Genomic DNA, 16,920 nt, shown 5'->3' on the forward strand with positions numbered 1-16,920 from the left:
AGACCGGTGCGGCTTGCGGGCGGTGCGGACCGGTGCGGTCTACGGCCGCCACAGCGGGTGTTCGCGTTCCGCCCACTCCCGGTCCACGGACCCCGTACGCAGACCGCGGCGCGCCTCCGGATCGGCCAGTGCCATGCCGATGTGGCCGGCCAGGACGATGCCGATCGCCAGCGCGAGCCAGTCGTGGACGAAGGTCGCGCCCGTGCGCCACACCAGCGGGGCCAGGTCCGTGAACCACATCAGCAGACCGGTGCCGAGCATCACGAGCACGGCTCCGGCGATCCACGCGGCGTAGGTCTTCTGCCCGGCGTTGAATTTGCCGGCCGGCCGCGACTCGCGGCGCTTGTCACGGCGTACGGCCGCACGCAACCACCGGCGGTCGTGCGGGTGGAAGCGGTTCAGGAGCCGCAGATCCGTGCGGAGGGCGCGGGAGGCGAGGCCCACGAGGACTGGGACCGGCGACAGCAGTCCCGACCACTCGTGGAGGGTGACCACGAGGGCGCGGCGGCCGACGAGTTCGGCGAGCTGGGGCACGTAGAGGCAGGCGGCCGTGACCACGCAGACGCCCATCAGCGCGGCCGTGGTGCGGTGCACCCAGCGCTCGGCGCGGGTGAAGCGGCGGACTCGCGGCAGCGGTTCGTGCGGTTCGGCTCCGCGCTCCCGGCCTGGGGCTGGTCCGGCGGCGCGTCCCGGGCCGTGACCGTGACCGTGACCGTGACCGTGGTCCTGTCCGTCCCCCAGGTCACGTCGTAGGCGCATCGTCCCGTCCGTTCGAGCGGCCCACCCACGCGTCCACGTCATAGCCGCGCTCTTCCCAGTACCCGGGCCGGACGTCCTCGGTCAGAGTGATGCCGGAGAGCCATTTCGCGGACTTGTAGAAGTACATCGGCGCCACGTAGAGGCGGACGGGACCGCCGTGCGAGTGGCTCACCGGCTTGTCCTGCATGCGCAGGGCCACCAGGACGTCCTTCCTGCGGGCCTGCGGCAGGGTGAGGCTCTCGCTGTACGTGCCGTCGAAGCACGTGAAGCGGACCGCTCCGGCCGTCGGACGCACTCCGGCGGCATCCAGCAGCCTGGACAGCAGTACGCCTTCGAAGGGTGTGTCCGGCACCCGCCATCCGGTGACGCACTGGACGTCGCGGACGAGCCGCGTCTGCGGCATGGCGCGCAGCTCCCCGAGCGAGTACGTGGCGGGGCGGTCGACCAGTCCGTCGACGGTCAGGCGGTAGTCGTCGGCACCCTTCCGCGGTACGGACGAGGCGACCGAGTAGTAGCGGAAGCCGCCGCCGTTGGGGAGCAGGCCGGTCAGGCCGGTCGGGTCCTCGTCCGCCGCGTTGCCCAGGAAGGACTCGAGACCGCGCTGGAGCCCGGGGGCGGCGGCCACGCCCAGCGCGCCGAGCCCGAGCATGCCGAGCATGAGACGGCGGCCTACCGGTGTTCCCTGCCCCTCCGCCTCGGGCTCGGGCCCTGCGGGCTCTGCGGGCTCCGCGGATTGTTCTGAGGTCACCCATTGATTCGAACACCCGCGGCGCCTGGAGACCAGAGGCCGCGGGCGTCCGTCAGACTTCTGTCATCTCGAGACCGCGTGTTCCGCCGCCTTGTCGAGCTGGAACGCCTCGTTGCCCAGGCCGATGCGCGCATGCGCCTCCGGCCTCCGGGCGCGGAGCACCGCGCCCTGGACGAGGCCGGTCACGGCGGCCAGCGCGATGATGCCCGGCAGTACCCAGCTGAGCGCCGAACCCGGGCCGGAGCCGACGAGGACGTCGAAGTCCTTCACGGTGTAGACCGCGATGACGAGCAGGGCGATCCCGGCGGCCGCGGAGGCGGCCAGGCGCCAGGCCTGGGCACGGGCGGCGCCACGGCGGGCGAAGAAGACGATGACGGCGAGCGATGCGACGGCCATCAGCAGGATGACGCCGAGCGCGCCGATGTTGCCCATCCAGGTGAACAGGTGCAGCACGGGTGCCGTCGGATCGCCGTTCGGGCCGCTGTCGGTCACCGCGAAGGCCACGACGACCACCACAGAGATCACGGTCTGCAGCAGTGAGCCGGTGCCGGGCGCGCCGCTGGCGTTGTTGGTGCGGCCGAAGGCGGCGGGCAGCAGGCCCTCGCGGCCCATGGCGAAGGCGTACCGGGCGACGACGTTGTGGAAGCTGAGCAACGCGGCGAACATGCCGGTGACGAACAGGACGTGCAGGACGTCGGTGAAGGTGGTGCCCAGGCTGTTTTCGGTGAGGAAGAACAGCAGCCCTGCGCTCTGCTTCTGGGCGGCCGCGACGATGCCGGACGGGCCGGCGGCGACGGTGAGCGCCCAGGAGCTGAGGGCGAAGAAGACGGCGACGAACCCGACGGCGAGGAACATCACGCGGGCCACGACGACCTGGGGCCGGCTGGTCTCCTCTGCGTAGACCGGCGCCTGTTCGAAGCCGAGGAAGGCCGCGACGCAGAAGCACAGTGCGGTACCGAGGCCCGCACCGGTCAGCGTTTCGGGGTTGAACGCGTGCAGCGACAGGCCTTCCTTGGAGGGGTCGGCGACGGCCCCGATGTCGAAGATGACGACGAGCGCGACCTCGACGATCAGCAGCACACCGAGCACGCGCGCGTTGAGGTCGATCTTCAGCCAGCCCAGGGCGCCCACGAGGAGCACGGCCGCGAGGGCGGGGATCCACCAGGCGACCTCCGTGTCGAGGTAGGTGGCGAAGAGCCCGGAGACCTCGAAGCCGAAGATGCCGTAGACGCCGACCTGCAGCGCGCTGTAGGCGACGAGCGCGACCAGCGCCGCGCCCGAGCCGGCCGTGCCGCCCAGGCCGCGCGATATGTACGCGTAGAAGGCACCGGCGTTGTGGACGTGACGGCTCATCTCGGCGTATCCGACGCTGAACAGCGCCAGTACGACGCCGAGCACGACGAAGAGCAGGGGCTGTCCGACGATGCCCATCACCCCGAATGTGGTGGGCATGACACCAGCGACGACCATGAGGGGTGCCGTGGCGGCGAGCACGGACAGCAGTAGCCCTGCCGTGCCGAGGCGGTCGGCGCGCAGGGCACGCTCCTGCCCCTTGTAGGTTCTGATCTCGCTCGTGCTCGTACTGCCCGTGGTCATGACGGGGTTGTCCTTTCGCGGCGGTTGAGGTGCGGGGCGGGTGGGATACGGGGCGGGCGGGCTAGGCGGTGCCGAGTGTGATGTTGCGTGCGGTGCGGAAGGCGTCGTACGGATCCCGGTCCGGGTACGACCAGGGGGCCGGGGTCGCATGCGGTCCGATGCGGTGGAACAGCGCGGCCGCCTCGGCAGGGCGGCCCTCGCAGAACTTGGCGTGGGCGAGGAAGTTGAGGTCGACGCGGTTGCGCGGGTGGTCCTCGTTCCCCCACTCCAGCCACCAGTCGAAGGCCGCATTCATGACATGGCGGGCCCGGCGTCCCGTCCAGTGCCGTGAGGACGCCACGTCGAGGGGTTCGCTGCCGGCGGCGGCCAGGACGCGGTAGCGCTCGGTGTGCGCGATGACGGGCAGGATGGCCAGGGGCGAGTCCGCGGGGGCCTGTTCGGCGGCCCAGGACGCGAAGTCGTACACCTCGTGCATCGGGTCCTGACCGGCTTCGGCGTGACGTTCCGCCAGGCGGGCCACCATCAGATGGTGGGCGTGATGGTGGTCCGGGTGGCGGTGGCGGACCTCGTCGAAGAGCCGCACGACGTCCTCCTCGCGGCCCGTCGCGCACTCGAGGATCAGCAGCGACAGCCACGGGGTCGGGTCGTCCGGGACGAGCGCGGCCGCGGCGTGGCAGGCCTTGCGCACGTGGTCGGGGCGCTCCTTGCCGTTCAGGGCGCGGAAGACCATGGCGCAGGCCTGCAGTACGGCCGCGTCGGCCGACTCGGGCTCGGCCAGCCGCCATTCGCGGGACCAGGCGGCCGTGCCGGGTTCCTGGGCGAGGACGGTGATCCGGTGGCCGCGGCGGTCCCAGTCGTCGCCGGTGGCCACGAGCAGCGAGCGGACCTCGGTCCAGCGGCCCTGGGCCAGGGCGGTACGGGCGGAGGCGAGTTCCGTGTCGTCGAGCGCGGCGTCGAAGGCGTGGGCCCCGCGCTTGCGGGCGCGGCCGAAGGGGGGCGGGGGTGGGGGCACCGCGGGTTCCTTTATGACACGGCTACGGCACGGTTGGGCACGGCTATGGCACGGTGTGCCAGGGTGATCACGGAAAGCAAAGCGGAGGGGTTTGTTTCCGTCAAGGCCGTGTTCGTGCGTACTCGTGTCACCTGGGCGGTTTGCCCCGCCCGGCCTCTCGCCCATGGCGGGATCCCCCCCTATGCCACCGCCCTCGCCGCCGCGCGGCCCGCCGTTCGGCCCGAGAAGAGGCAGCCGCCGAGGAAGGTGCCCTCCAGGGAGCGGTAGCCGTGGACTCCGCCGCCGCCGAAGCCGGCGGCCTCGCCTGCGGCGTACAGGCCGGGCAGAGGGTCCCCGCCCTCGGTGAGCACCCGTGACGACAGGTCCGTCTCCAGACCGCCGAGCGTCTTGCGGGTGAGGATGTTCAGGCGTACGGCGATCAGCGGGCCCGCCTTGGGGTCGAGCATGCGGTGGGGGGTGGCCGTACGGATGAGCTTGTCGCCGAGGTAGTTGCGGGCGCCGCGGATCGCGGTCACCTGGAGGTCCTTGGTGAAGGGGTTGGTGATCTCGCGGTCGCGCGCGGTGAGGGTGCGCCGCAGGTGGGCCTCGTCGATCAGCGGCTCCTCGGTGAGGGCGTTCATGCCGCGTACCAGCGCACCGAGGTCCTTCTCGACCACGAAGTCGATGCCGTGGTCCATGAACGCCTTGACCGGACCGGGGACGTCGGCGCGGGCCCGCCCGATGACGTCGCGGACGGACTTGCCGGTCAGGTCGGGGTTCTGCTCGGAGCCGGAGAGCGCGAACTCCTTGCCGATGATCTTCTGGTCGAGGACGAACCATGTGTGGTCGTACCCGGTCTGCATGATGTGCTCGAGCGTGCCGAGCGTGTCGAAGCCGGGGAAGAGCGGCACCGGCAGCCGGTTGCCGCGTGCGTCGAGCCAGAGGGACGACGGGCCGGGCAGGATGCGTATGCCGTGCTTGCTCCAGATCGGGTTCCAGTTCTCGATGCCCTCGGTGTAGTGCCACATGCGGTCGCGGTTGATGAGGCGGGCGCCCGCCTTCTCCGCGATGCCGAGCATCAGGCCGTCGACGTGCGCGGGCACACCGGAGAGCATCTTCGCGGGCGGCTGGCCGAGGCGCTTCGGCCAGTTCGCCCGTATGAGATCGTGGTTGCCGCCGATGCCGCCGGAGGTGACGATCACCGCCTGGGCGCTGAGCTCGAAGGAGCCGGTGGCGGTGCGGCTGCTGGCCTGGCCGCGCTCGATGTCCGACGGTTCCAGTATCTCGCCGCTGACCGTGTCCACCGCGCCCGCGGAGCGCGAGAGGCCAGTGACGCGGTGGCGGAACTTCAGCTGCACCAGGCCCCGCGCCACGCCCTCCCGTATCCGCCGCTCGAACGGCGCGACGAGGCCGGGCCCTGTGCCCCAGGTGATGTGGAAGCGCGGTACGGAGTTGCCGTGGCCGTTCGCGTCGTAGCCGCCGCGCTCCGCCCAGCCCACGACCGGGAAGAACCGCACACCCTGACCGTGCAGCCAGGCCCGCTTCTCACCGGCCGCGAAGTCGACGTACGCCTCGGCCCACTTCCGCGGCCAGTGGTCCTCGTCACGGTCGAAGGCCGCCGTGCCCATCCAGTCCTGGAGGGCGAGGTCATGGCTGTCCCTGATGCGCATGCGGCGCTGCTCGGGCGAGTCGACGAAGAAGAGGCCGCCGAAGGACCAGTGCGCCTGGCCGCCGATCGACTGCTCCGGTTCCTGGTCGAGGAGGATGACCTTGCGGCCCGCGTCGACGAGCTCCGCGGTCGCCGCGAGCCCGGCGAGACCCGCCCCGATCACGATCACATCTGCGTCGTAGGCCATGAGCCCCGTTCCCCTCCTCGAATGCCAGTGGGCGACATTCTTACCGGTCGGTCGGATCTTGGGGAACGGGCGTGACCAAGTCTTGGTACCGGGCTCCGGGCAGCCGACGTGACGGAGCCGACTGCGGGGCGCCCGGAGGGGAGCTATCGTCAGGCTGGTACCCCGGCACGGCCGTGACGCGCCCGTGGCCGGACCCAAGTCTTGAGGTGCTCTGCGTGTCGGTTCTGGTTGTCGTCCTCGCCGTGTCCGCTGCCTGCTGCCTGGGCCTCGGGTACGTCCTGCAGCAGAACGCGGCGCAGCACGCCCCGCTGAGCGACTTCCTCTCGCCCCGCCTCCTGCTCGACCTGGTGCGGATGCCGCGATGGCTGGCCGGTCTCGGGCTCATGGTGTGCGGCATGGCGCTGGGCGCCGTCGCCCTGGGTAACGGTGAGCTGTCCCTGGTCGAGCCGTTGCTGGCGACGAACCTGCTGTTCGCGATGGCCCTGTCCCGCCGGATCACCAGACAGCCGCTGGGCCGTCAGGGCTGGGCGGGCCTCGCGCTGCTCGCGGGCGGCGTGACCGCGTTCATCCTGGCGGGGCAGCCGCGCGGCGGCGACGACATCGCAGGCCCGTTGCGGCACTGGCTGATCATCGGGGTGATGGTCGGCAGCGCGCTGGCGCTGGTCGCGTTCGCGGCGCGGTCGCGGCTCAGTGCGGGGCCCGCCCTGCTGGCGGTGGCGGCCGGTCTGCTGTACGGCGTGCAGGACGCGCTGACCCGGGTGAGCGGGCAGCGGTTCACGGAGGGCGGCTGGCTCGTGCTCTTCACGGGCTGGCAGCCGTACGCCGTGCTGGTTCTGGGTGTCGTGGGGCTCATCATCGTCCAGAGCGCCTTCGAGACGGCTTCGCTGCGGATGTCCCTGCCTGCGCTGACGGCGACCCAGCCGCTGGCCGGCATCGTGTGCGGCGTCGGCTTCCTCGGCGACCAGCTGCGTACGGACGCGGGCGCGCTGGCGTGGCAGTCTGCGGGCCTGGCGGCGATCGTCGTCGGCATCGTGCTGCTCGGCATCCACCCGGCCATGCCCCGGGGCGGGGCGCCTGTGGAGCGCGTACCGAACGTCCAGCCCAGTTGAGTGAACGCCTCCGGAGAGAAGGCCCCTGTGAGTGACGCCACGAGTGCCGCGGACGAACTGCTGGACATCGTCGACGAGGACGACCGGATCGTGGGGCAGGCCCCGCGCGGCGAGGCGTACGCACGCAGGCTGCGGCACCGCTGTGTGTTCATTCAGGCGCGTGACGCCGACGGCCGGATCTTCGTGCACCGGCGTACGCCGACGAAGCTGGTCTTCCCGTCGATGTACGACATGTTCGTCGGCGGGGTCGTGGGGGCGGGCGAGTCGTACGACGCGGCGGCGCTGCGCGAGGCCGAGGAGGAGCTCGGCGTCTCGGGACTGCCGCACCCCGTGCCGCTGTTCAAGTTCCTCTACGACGGCGGCGACGGGCACAGCTGGTGGTCGTCCGTTTACGAGGTCCGCTGCGAGATCCCGGTCAGCCCGCAGGTCGAGGAGGTCGCCTGGCACGGCTTCCTGTCCGACGCCGAGCTGGAGCGGCGCCTCACCGAGTGGCCGTGGGTACCGGATGGCCTGGCGGCGTACGAGCGGCTGAGGTCGTATCGGACCGAAGGCGGCCGGCCCGCTCCCCGGTAGGGTCCTGCACGTGATCGAGTTCGTACGGAACCTCCGGCTCTGGTTCGCGCCCCAGGCCATCCGGGAGGAGGGCCGGACGCCCGACTATCGGTTCTCGCTGGCCAACGAGCGCACCTTCCTCGCCTGGCTGCGCACCGCGCTCGCACTCATCGGCGGCGGCTTCGCGGTGGACCAGTTCCTGCCGGACCTGCGATGGGGATGGCGCGTCGGGCTCGCCCTCGCCCTGCTCGCCGCTGGGGTGCTGTGCTCGTTGCGGGCCGTGAACCACTGGGTGCGCTGCGAGCGGGCCATGCGGCGCGGCGAGGACCTGCCGGTGTCGCGGTTCCCCGCGCTGCTGAGCGTCACCATCGCGGTCGTCGCGATCGCGATGGTCGTGGTCGTGCTCGTCGGCTGGGAAGGATGACCGGCCCGGCCGGGGCCCGGGACCCGGGCCTGCAGCCGGAGCGCACGAGGCTCGCGTGGCGGCGTACGACGCTGGCCTGCACGGTCGCCGCGGTGCTGGCGGCGCGGACGACCCTGCACGGCGGCCCCACCGCGCTCGGCGTGGTGGCCTGCGCCCTCTGCTTCCTCGCCTGGCTGGGGTTCCTGGCCGTGGCCCACCGCCGGATCCGCGCGCTGGCCCAGGTGACCCCCGCGCCGCTGACACCCCGGCATGCGGTCGCGGCAGCGGCGTGTGCGCTGGTCCTGGCCGCGTTCGCGGCGGCGGTCATCTACTGATGCGGCGGCTACCGGAATGCCGGTGTGGCAGCCCCTTACGACAGGCGCCTTACGACAGCGGAACGGATCACGTTCCGCTTCACCCCTGGACTACATACCGACCGGTCGGCATCATGCTGTGGTGTCCTCGGGAACGCATCCCGCCAGCCGCGCACGGAGGAGCGAACGATGAGCTCAGACCACCCCCCAGGCCTCGATCTCGACCGGCTCCGCCGGCGGCTGGACCGAGAGCGGCCCGGCCTGGTGAGCGGTCCGCTGACCGGCCGGCTGATCGAGGGCGGGCGGTCGAACCTCACGTACGCGGTGTCGGACGGGAACACGAAGTGGGTCGTGCGCCGCCCGCCGCTCGGCCATGTGCTGGCCACCGCGCACGACATGAAACGCGAGCACCGGGTGATCAGCGCCCTGCACCCCACCGCGGTGCCCGTGCCGGAGCCGGTGCTGCTGTGCGAGGACGAGGACGTGGTGGGCGCGCCCTTCTACGTCATGGAGTTCGTGGACGGCACGCCGTACCGCACCGCCGAGCAGCTCGCCCCGCTCGGCCCGGACCGGACGCGTGCCGCGGTGCTCGGGCTCGTCGACACGCTCGTCGAGCTGCACGCCGTGGATCCGGCCGAGGCGGGCCTGGCGGACTTCGGGCGGCCCGAAGGGTTCCTGGACCGCCAGCTGCGCCGCTGGGGCAAGCAGCTGGACGCCTCCCGCAACCGCGAGCTGCCCGGCATCGAGGAACTGCACGCCGCACTCGGCCGCGAGCTGCCCGAATCGCCCGCCCCGGCGGTCGTCCACGGCGACTACCGGCTGGACAACGTGCTGATCGGCACGCACGACGAGATCAAGGCGATTCTCGACTGGGAGATGTCCACGCTCGGCGATCCGCTCACCGACCTGGGCCTGCTGGTGATGTACAGCGTCCCGCTCGAGACGCCCGACTCCCCCGTCAGCACGACCGCCGCCGCGGCCGGTCATCCCGACCCCGCCGAGCTGATCGAACGGTACGCCGCGCGCTCGGGGCGCGACGTGTCCGCCATCTCCTGGTACACGGCCTTCGCCTGGTTCAAGCTCGCCGTGATCCTCGAGGGCATCCACTACCGCTACACACTGGGCCAGACGGTCGGCGCCGGTTTCGACCGCATCGGCGAACTGGTCCCCGTCTTCATCGAGCACGGCCTGACCACCCTCCAGGAAGGCTGACCAAGACCATGGACTTCGCATTCGACGCACGGACGGAAGAGCTGCGTGGCAAGCTGCTGGCCTTCATGGACGAGTTCGTCCACCCGGCCGAAGCGATCGCGCACGAGCAGCGCGCGCGGCTCTCCTCGCCGTGGGACACCCCTGCGGTCGTCGAGGACCTCAAGGCCGAGGCGCGCAGGCGGGGCCTGTGGAACCTCTTCCTGCCGGACGAGGAGTACGGCGCGGGGCTGACCAACCTCCAGTACGCGCCCCTCGCCGAGATCACCGGCCGCTCGCCCCAGCTGGCGCCGACCGCGCTGAACTGCGCCGCCCCCGACACGGGCAACATGGAGGTGCTCGCCCAGTTCGGCGACGACCAGCAGAAGAAGCAGTGGCTGGAGCCGCTCCTCGCGGGCGAGATCCGCTCGGCCTTCGCGATGACCGAGCCCGAGGTGGCCTCCTCGGACGCGACCAACATCACCACGCGTATCGAGCGGGACGGCGACCAGTACGTCATCACCGGCCGTAAGTGGTACATCTCCGGCGCGATGAACCCCGACTGCAAGATCTTCATCGTGATGGGCAAGACCGACCCGGACGGTCCGGACATCCGCCGCCAGCAGTCCATGGTGCTGGTGCCGCGCGACACTCCGGGCCTCGAGATCCGGCGCGCGATGCAGGTCTACGGGTACGAGGACCACTACCACGGAGGCCACGCGGAGGTCGTGTTCGACCACGCGCGCGTGCCGGTGTCCAACCTCGTCGGCGAGGAGGGCGGCGGCTTCGCGATCGCCCAGGCCCGGCTCGGACCGGGCCGTATCCACCACTGCATGCGGCTGATCGGCATGGCCGAGCGGGCGATCCAGCTGATGTGCGAGCGTGCGGTGGCGCGTACGGCGTTCGGCAAGCCGCTCGCCCAGCAGGGCGTCGTCCAGCAGTGGATCGCGGACGCGCGGGTCACCGTGGAGCAGCTGCGGCTGCTGGTGCTGAAGACGGCATGGCTGATGGACACGGTCGGCAACAAGGGCGCCCACACCGAGATCCAGGCCATCAAGATCGCGACGCCGCGGGCCGTCGTGGACATCATCGACCAGGCGGTGCAGCTGCACGGCGCGGGTGGCGTGAGCCAGGACTTCCCGCTGGCCGAACTCTGGGCGGCCGCACGGACGTTGCGGCTCGCGGACGGGCCCGACGAGGTGCACCAGCGGTCGCTGGCGCGGCGCGAGCTGAAGCAGTACCTGTAACCACGCACGCGTGAGCCCCCAGCCGGACGGCTGGGGGCTCAGCTGTGTGTGGAAAGCGTCACGGCCGCAGCGCCCGCATCAGCAGGTCGGCCAGGTGGTCCGCGACCTCCTGAGGGCTGAGCGGGCCGTCCGGCCGGTACCACGTGGACAGATGGTGCACGGACCCGAAGTGGTAGTCGACCACGAGGTCGGCCGGCGTCGCGGTGGAGAACACCCCGCTCTTCTGGCCCTCTTCGACCAGAGCCCGGAACCGCTCGTGGTAGCGGCGCCGCTCGGCCCGCACCTGCTTGTTCTTCTCGGGGCTGAGGTGGTGCATCGAGCGGAAGAAGATCGCCGCGTCGTCGAGGTGCTCGATGGTCGTGACCACGACGTCGGCCGCGGCGTCGCGCAGCCGCTGCTCCACCGGTGCGTCGGTGTCCGCCACGGCGTCGAGGCGCTCCTGCTGGACGCGGAGCACACGCGCGTACACCTCGTGCAGCAGGTCGTCCTTGGAACCGAAGTAGTGGTAGAGCGCGCCCTTGGTGACCCCGGCCGCCTCGACGATCTCCTGCACCGACGTACGGTCGTAGCCGCGCTCGGCGAAGAGCCGGGTGGCGGCGGCGAGGAGCCGCTGCGGGACGGGCGTGCCGTCTCCGTCCGTCGTCCTGGGCACTGCCGCCACCTGCCTTTCCGTGTCGTCACGTGTCGTCACGCCCGGTGCGTCACGCGTCCTGTGGCCGGGAACACACGTCCCGCGGGAGGATCTTCCCACTTGCCGTCTCCGGCGTGTCGGGCAGGACCCTCCGCACACGGGCGGACTCCGTCCCGACCGCCCCCTTCTCATGCGGACCGACGGTCACTGCCCGGTCGCCTCCCACTTCTGCTGAATGTGGTTCATGTTGCCGAGCCAGCGGTCGGGCTCGGCGGCCCGCACCCGGTAGTACTCGGCGACCTCGGGGTGCGGCAGGATCAGGAAGCGGTCCTCGGCCATGCCCGCGAAGAGGGCGTCCGCGACGTCCTCGGGCTCGATCGCCGTCGGAGTCAGTACGAGTTCGCCCGCCGAACCGGAGGCGGTGAGCATGTCGGTGCGTACGCCCTGCGGACAGATCGCGTGGACCTTGATGCCGCGGTGGCGGTACGTGAGGGACAGCCACTCGGCGAAGGCGTACGCGCCGTGCTTGGTGACGCTGTAGGGCGCGGCACCGATCATGGTGAGCAGTCCGGCCGCGGAGACGGTGGACACGAAGCGGCCGCTGCCGCGCTCCAGCCACTCGGGGAGCAGCTCGCGGGCGGCCCGCACATGGGCCATGACGTTGACGTCCCAGGCGGCGGCCCACACCTCCTCGTCGGCGCTCTCCGAGCCGCCGGAGGCGAGCCCGGCGTTGGCGCAGTAGACGTCGACGGTGCCGCCCAGCGCGTCCCGGGCGTCGGCCACGATCGCGGAGGCGTCGCCCGGCAGGGCGATGCCTCCGAACTCGTCGGCCACGGCCTTCGCCTTCCCGGGATCCAGGTCGTTGACCACGACGCGCGCCCCGGACGCGGCGAACCTGCGTGCCAACACCGCCCCGATGCCGCCTCCGGCTCCGGTGACGACGACTCCCGTCCCCTGCAGGGTGTCCACCATCGGTCTCCCTCGACTCGATTGCTGGTTACAGACTAAGCAGTCGGTCAGGACGATGGGAAGGGGAACGGCCTTAGATGGGGAAGGGAATCGGACGGAGCAACGGAATGGGGGAACGGAGGGAACGGAGTGAGGGAATGCCCCTTCCCGCCCCGCGAACGCCCGGTTCCCGCCGAGCGGCACGCACGCTAGCGTGCGAGGCCATGCGATCTTCCGCGATCGATCAGAACACGGAGGGAGCACCATGAACCTGTCCGGACGCAATCCGTCCCGACCCCACCTGTCCAGACCCAACCTGTCCAGACGCAACCTGCTCGCCGCCGGCTCGGCCCTGGGAGCGGCGGCCGTCACAGGACCGGTGTCCGCGGGACCGGCCGCCGCGGCGGAGGGCGGCCGCCGGCTGCGCACCGGCTTCGAACAGCTGGCCGCGGACGGCTACGCACTGCTCGACGGCCGGCGGGTCGGCATCGTGACCAACCCGACCGGGATCACCCGCGGCGGCGCCGGGAGCGGGGGCGTACGCCACATCGTCGACGTGATGCACGAGGACGAACGCGTGGACCTGGCCGCCGTCTTCGGGCCCGAGCACGGGTTCCGCGGCACGGCGCAGGCGGGCGGCTCGGAGGGCCGGTACGACGACCCGGCGACCGGGCTCCCGGTGTACGACACGTACCTGAAGAGCGGGCAGCCGCTGGCTGACATCTTCACCGCGTCCGGCGTGGACACGGTCGTGTTCGACATCCAGGACGTGGGCGCGCGCTTCTACACGTACATCTGGACCCTGTACGACTGCATGGAGGCCGCGCAGCTCGCGGGCAAGCGGTTCGTGGTCCTGGACCGCCCGAACCCCGTGACGGGCCGCAGCGCCGAAGGGCCGGTGCTGCACAAGGAGTTCGCGACGTTCGTCGGGCGGCAGCCGATCTCGCAGGCGCACGGGATGACGGTCGCGGAGCTCGCGCGCCTGTTCAACGGCGAGTTCCTGAAGACTCCGGTGGGGCTGGAGACCGTACTGATGACCGGCTGGAAGCGCACGGAGTTCTACGACACCTCGGGGCTGCCCTGGGTCCCGCCGAGCCCCAACATGCCGACGCCCGACACCGCGCTCGTCTACGCGGGGACCTGCCTCTTCGAGGGCACCAATCTCTCGGAGGGGCGCGGCACGACGCGGCCCTTCGAGCTGCTCGGCGCGGAGGGCGTCGACCGCCACTGGGCCGAGGCCGCGAACGCCCTCGAACTGCCGGGCGTGGACTTCCGCGAGGCGTACTTCGCGCCCACATTCTCCAAGTTCCAGGGCAAGACGGTCGGCGGCGTGCAGATCCATGTCCGGGACCGCGCGGCGTACGACCCGGTGCGTACGGGCATCGCGCTGCTGGTCACCGCGAAGCAGGTGTGGAGCGGCTTCGCCTGGCGCTCCGACAACTGGATCGACAAGCTGACGGGCAGTACGCAGGTCCGCACGATGATCGACGCGGGGGCGACCTCGGACGAGGTGGTCGCGGCCTGGCAGAGCGAGCTCGAGGGGTTCCGGCGGATGCGCGCCGGCTATCTGCTCTACCGCTGACGCGCCGGTGCGCGCGCCCGGGAATGGTCAGCGGCGTTCGCCGTGCGGCGGCGGACCGTACCTGCCCGGCCCGCCGCCCCACACGCGCTACCGATGCGTCGGAAACTCCACGACCTGCTGGTACGTGGGCCGGTTCTGCCACTGGATCGCGCGGTGCTTGATGCCGCCGAGGGGCCGGTGGACGATCGCGTCCGCGCACCACTGGTCGCCCGCGTCGCAGGTGTCGTCGCCCGGATAGACCTCGGTCGCGGGCTTGGCGGCGGCCTGCGCGAGCGTGCCGAGCAGGACGTCCCGGCAGGCGTCAAGCGACCCGTCTCCGCAGTACGTGCGGCCGAGCGCACCCTCCACGGGCTCCCCGAGGACCCTGCGCAGGTCCTTGTCGACGTTGCCCCACCAGCCGTACTGGAAGGCGGAGCCCGCGTGCCCGCCCGTGGGACCGTGGCTCGCGGACGGCGACTCGTCGACCGTGAGCTGCCCGGTCAGCGCAGTCCACAGGTCATCGCCCAGGCCGGGCCTGAACTCGCCCTCCACCAGCAGCGGCCACCAGGCGTCCATGATCCTGATCGCGTCGGCATGGGCGTACGTGTGTGAGCCGGCCGACGTCTCCTTGCGCTGTGCTCCTGCCGCCTGCCAGGACTCGAGCTGCTGCACCGCCTTGGCGAGCGCGGGATCGCCGACCGGCTCGGAGCGCAGCACCTTCAGCAGCTCGGGGAGCACCTGCTCGCCCCGCAGATCGGTGACCGCCGCGTCGGCCATGGCCCGGGTGAGCGAGGCCCGGGTCACCCCGCCCTTCTCGACGAGCTTCTTCACGCGTCCGTCGAGGAGATCGCCGCGGTGGACGGCCCCGAGGCTGAAGTTGGCGGCGCTGTAGTCCTCGGCCTGCTTGTTGTTCCAGGAGATGTAGTAGTCCTGGTTGACCGAGTTCGGGTGCTGGTCGGGCGGTGTGTAGGCGGCCGTGTTGTACGTGGGGTCGAAGTCCCGCCATTCGTACGCCTTCTCGGCCTTCACCGGGAACGACGGATCGATGTTCGCCGCGCGCACCGGGTTGGCGCCGCTGTTGTAGTACGCGATGTCGCGCGAGTCGGCGTAGAACCAGTTGAAGGCGTAGCTGATGTGCTGCGTGGCCTGCTGGAACGTCTTGGCGTCCCTGACGTAGGACGGGTCGTTCAACATCTGGAAGCCGATGATCGAGTCGGCCTCGTGCCGGTAGGTGGAGCGCAGCGAGGTGTAGGCGACGGGCTTGCCGTCGACCGTGGCGCGGTGCGTGACGATGCCGTAGTTCGTGCGGAAGACCTGCATCCGGTACGAGCCTGCGGCCGTGGAGTCGGCCACCGTCGGCTTCCAGGCATTGCGCTTCTCGAGCTTCTCCATGGGGGTGCAGGTGCCGCGGTAGAGGTAGTGCGTGGACTGCTTGGTGGAGGTGCCGCCGTCCGGTTCGCACAGCTCGACGGCGTACGTGTCGGTGATGTCCTGCATCGCGGAGGTCGCCGACCAGGCGTAGTCCTGGCCGCGGCCCAGCTGGACGTACATGCCGACGCCCGCGAACGAGACGCCGTGCGCGCTGATGCCGGGGCCCTGGAGCTCCTGCATCATCAGCAGCTGCGGCGCGAAGTAGCCGGTCTGCGGCCCGAAGACGGCCACGGGGTGGCCGCTGGCGGTGTGCTCGCCGGAGACGAGGAGGGCGTTGGACATGCCCTTCCTGCTCGCTCCCCCGGAGAAGAGGTCAGCGGGCAGCACACCGTCGTCGAAGATGCCCTGGAGGGGCTTGAGGCGGCCGGACACCTTCACGGGGTCCTTGAGGCTCTGGGTGCTCTGGGCGCCCTCGGTGTTCTGGGCACTTGTGGCGCTCGTCGCCGCCGAACCCTCGCGGTCGTACACGAGCTGCTCCGGCTCGACCGATCCGGGGTCGGGCAGGGCCATGCCGCGCGGGCTGTCGGGCTTGCCGGCGTACGGGAAGCTGCTGCCGTCGTGGAGGGTCAGCACGGTCTCCGGGTCGTTGCGCTGCCGGAAGGACTCCCAGATCCTGGTGCCCTCCTCGACGCCGTACTTCTGCTGCGCCTCGAGCAGGGAGAGTGCGGCTTCGATCTCGCCACCGCCACCGTTGCCGAAGAGCCCGCCGACGACCGAGGCGAGCGCGATCATGTCGGTGATCTTGAAGGGCTCTATCTCGCCCACATTGGTGATCGCGTCGATCTTGCCGGTGAGGACGTACTCGCCGGGGAAGTACCGGCCGTCCTTCGCCTGCTCGCGATAGGCGTTGAGGCCGTCGATGTACGCCTGCGCATCGGCCATGGCCTGCTCGCCGCGCGCACCCGCGGTCTCGCGGATGTGGTCGACCTGCTTCTGCAGGTCCTCCTCGGTGTACGGGGCCTGCGGCCAGAACTCCTGCTCGAGGCCCTGGTTGGCGGGTGCGCCGCCCGCGAACGAGCTGAGCTCGCCCCGCCCGATGTGCCGGAACAGGTCGATGAGCCAGAGCCGGTCCTGCCCTGCGGCATAGCCGGCGCCGAACTCGGTTCCGTAGCGGGTGGTTCCCTTGATGTGGGGAATGCCGTACTTCTTGTCGCGGGTGATCGTCACGTCGTCGCGGGGGCGGGTGACGGAGGCGACCTGGTCGTCGGGGACGCCGAACGAGGCGTCGTTGAAGTACTGATCGAGGGTGTCGTCCGTGAGACTCGGGTACCCGGAGGAGAGCGCGCCGTAGGGGCCCAACTGGTCGTCGGCGTGCGCGGGCTGAGTGCCCAGCAGCTGGTTGGCGAGGATCTCGGCGAGGGTGGCACTGCCGTCCGTACCGGGCGGCAGGATGTCCGCGCACTGGCCCTCGCAGTAGTCGGCGGCAGCCGGCTCCGCGGCGGCGACTGCCGGGACCGGGGCCAACATGCCGCCGGTAAAGACGAATACGGCCATGAGGGCCAGTGAGCCCGCGGATTCGCGCAGGGATCTGATGCGGGTGCGATGTGGGGTACGCCGTGGCATTCCTGCTCCTCCCGACGATGGTG

General features: G+C 71.1%; 16 protein-coding genes. 8 read left to right on the forward strand and 8 right to left on the reverse strand.

Translation table 11 applies throughout. The features are described from left to right. Positions 1–39: 39 nt before the first annotated feature. Positions 40–570: a cytochrome b/b6 domain-containing protein gene (locus STSP_RS04480; RefSeq protein ID WP_408646228.1), complete on the reverse strand. Its 531-nt coding sequence runs from the start codon at positions 568–570 to the stop codon at positions 40–42. Between the two features lie 18 nt (positions 571–588). Here STSP_RS04480 and STSP_RS39960 point away from each other — a divergent pair, with 18 nt between their 5' ends. Further along, the gene (locus tag STSP_RS39960; RefSeq protein ID WP_232789520.1) at positions 589–753 is read left to right on the forward strand and encodes a hypothetical protein; all 165 of its coding nucleotides are present in this window, start codon (positions 589–591) and stop codon (positions 751–753) included. Here STSP_RS39960 and STSP_RS04485 read toward each other — a convergent pair. The 4 genes from STSP_RS04485 to STSP_RS04500 form a co-directional block, all read right to left on the reverse strand. Then, complete coding sequence (locus tag STSP_RS04485) at positions 743–1,417, reverse strand: molybdopterin-dependent oxidoreductase (protein WP_107441195.1); 675 nt, start codon at positions 1,415–1,417, stop codon at positions 743–745. The two genes, STSP_RS39960 and STSP_RS04485, sit on opposite strands and share 11 nt — an antisense overlap. A 153-nt stretch (positions 1,418–1,570) precedes the next feature. Then, a complete protein-coding gene (locus STSP_RS04490; protein ID WP_067272294.1) occupies positions 1,571–3,103 on the reverse strand; it encodes an APC family permease in 1,533 nt (510 codons plus the stop codon). A gap of 61 nt (positions 3,104–3,164) precedes the next feature. Further along, a complete protein-coding gene (locus tag STSP_RS04495; protein WP_067272297.1) occupies positions 3,165–4,115 on the reverse strand; it encodes a hypothetical protein in 951 nt (316 codons plus the stop codon). Positions 4,116–4,294: 179 nt separating this feature from the next. Further along, on the reverse strand, positions 4,295–5,950 hold the full coding sequence (locus tag STSP_RS04500; RefSeq protein WP_067272300.1) for an FAD-binding dehydrogenase: 1,656 nt from the start codon (positions 5,948–5,950) through the stop codon (positions 4,295–4,297). Between the two features lie 215 nt (positions 5,951–6,165). Between STSP_RS04500 and STSP_RS04505 the strand changes: the two genes are divergently transcribed. The 6 genes from STSP_RS04505 (at position 6,166) to STSP_RS04530 (ending at position 10,763) form a co-directional block, all read left to right on the forward strand. Further along, positions 6,166–7,059, forward strand: coding sequence for a DMT family transporter (locus tag STSP_RS04505; protein ID WP_067272370.1), 894 nt, complete (start codon positions 6,166–6,168; stop codon positions 7,057–7,059). Positions 7,060–7,086: 27 nt separating this feature from the next. Then, complete coding sequence (locus tag STSP_RS04510) at positions 7,087–7,632, forward strand: NUDIX hydrolase (RefSeq protein ID WP_067272372.1); 546 nt, start codon at positions 7,087–7,089, stop codon at positions 7,630–7,632. A 10-nt stretch (positions 7,633–7,642) separates the two neighbouring features. Further along, positions 7,643–8,035 carry a YidH family protein gene (locus tag STSP_RS04515; RefSeq protein WP_067272303.1) on the forward strand — a complete coding sequence of 131 codons (393 nt, stop codon included), beginning with the start codon at positions 7,643–7,645 and terminating at the stop codon, positions 8,033–8,035. Further along, positions 8,032–8,349: a DUF202 domain-containing protein gene (locus STSP_RS04520; protein WP_067272306.1), complete on the forward strand. Its 318-nt coding sequence runs from the start codon at positions 8,032–8,034 to the stop codon at positions 8,347–8,349. Before STSP_RS04515 ends, STSP_RS04520 begins: the two co-directional genes overlap by 4 nt. A 168-nt stretch (positions 8,350–8,517) precedes the next feature. Then, entirely contained in the window at positions 8,518–9,540 is a 1,023-nt protein-coding gene (locus STSP_RS04525) for a phosphotransferase family protein (protein ID WP_067272309.1), read from the forward strand. Between the two features lie 8 nt (positions 9,541–9,548). Next, positions 9,549–10,763 (forward strand): acyl-CoA dehydrogenase family protein, encoded by a 1,215-nt coding sequence (locus STSP_RS04530; protein WP_067272311.1) that lies wholly within the window; start codon positions 9,549–9,551, stop codon positions 10,761–10,763. 58 nt (positions 10,764–10,821) lie between these two features. Here STSP_RS04530 and STSP_RS04535 read toward each other — a convergent pair whose 3' ends face one another. Both STSP_RS04535 and STSP_RS04540 read right to left on the reverse strand, forming a co-directional pair. Then, positions 10,822–11,415 (reverse strand): TetR/AcrR family transcriptional regulator, encoded by a 594-nt coding sequence (locus STSP_RS04535; protein ID WP_067272375.1) that lies wholly within the window; start codon positions 11,413–11,415, stop codon positions 10,822–10,824. Between the two features lie 183 nt (positions 11,416–11,598). Continuing rightward, positions 11,599–12,366 (reverse strand): SDR family oxidoreductase, encoded by a 768-nt coding sequence (locus STSP_RS04540; RefSeq protein ID WP_067272313.1) that lies wholly within the window; start codon positions 12,364–12,366, stop codon positions 11,599–11,601. A gap of 241 nt (positions 12,367–12,607) precedes the next feature. On the opposite strand from STSP_RS04540, the gene STSP_RS04545 reads away from it, so the two are divergent. Next, on the forward strand, positions 12,608–13,924 hold the full coding sequence (locus STSP_RS04545; RefSeq protein ID WP_067272314.1) for an exo-beta-N-acetylmuramidase NamZ family protein: 1,317 nt from the start codon (positions 12,608–12,610) through the stop codon (positions 13,922–13,924). Positions 13,925–14,011: 87 nt separating this feature from the next. Here the strand turns inward: STSP_RS04545 and STSP_RS04550 are convergent, their stop codons facing one another. Then, positions 14,012–16,897, reverse strand: coding sequence for a penicillin acylase family protein (locus tag STSP_RS04550; RefSeq protein ID WP_067272317.1), 2,886 nt, complete (start codon positions 16,895–16,897; stop codon positions 14,012–14,014). Positions 16,898–16,920: the final 23 nt, after the last annotated feature.

Source organism: Streptomyces jeddahensis (genome assembly GCF_001642995.1).
Classification (GTDB): domain Bacteria; phylum Actinomycetota; class Actinomycetes; order Streptomycetales; family Streptomycetaceae; genus Streptomyces; species Streptomyces jeddahensis.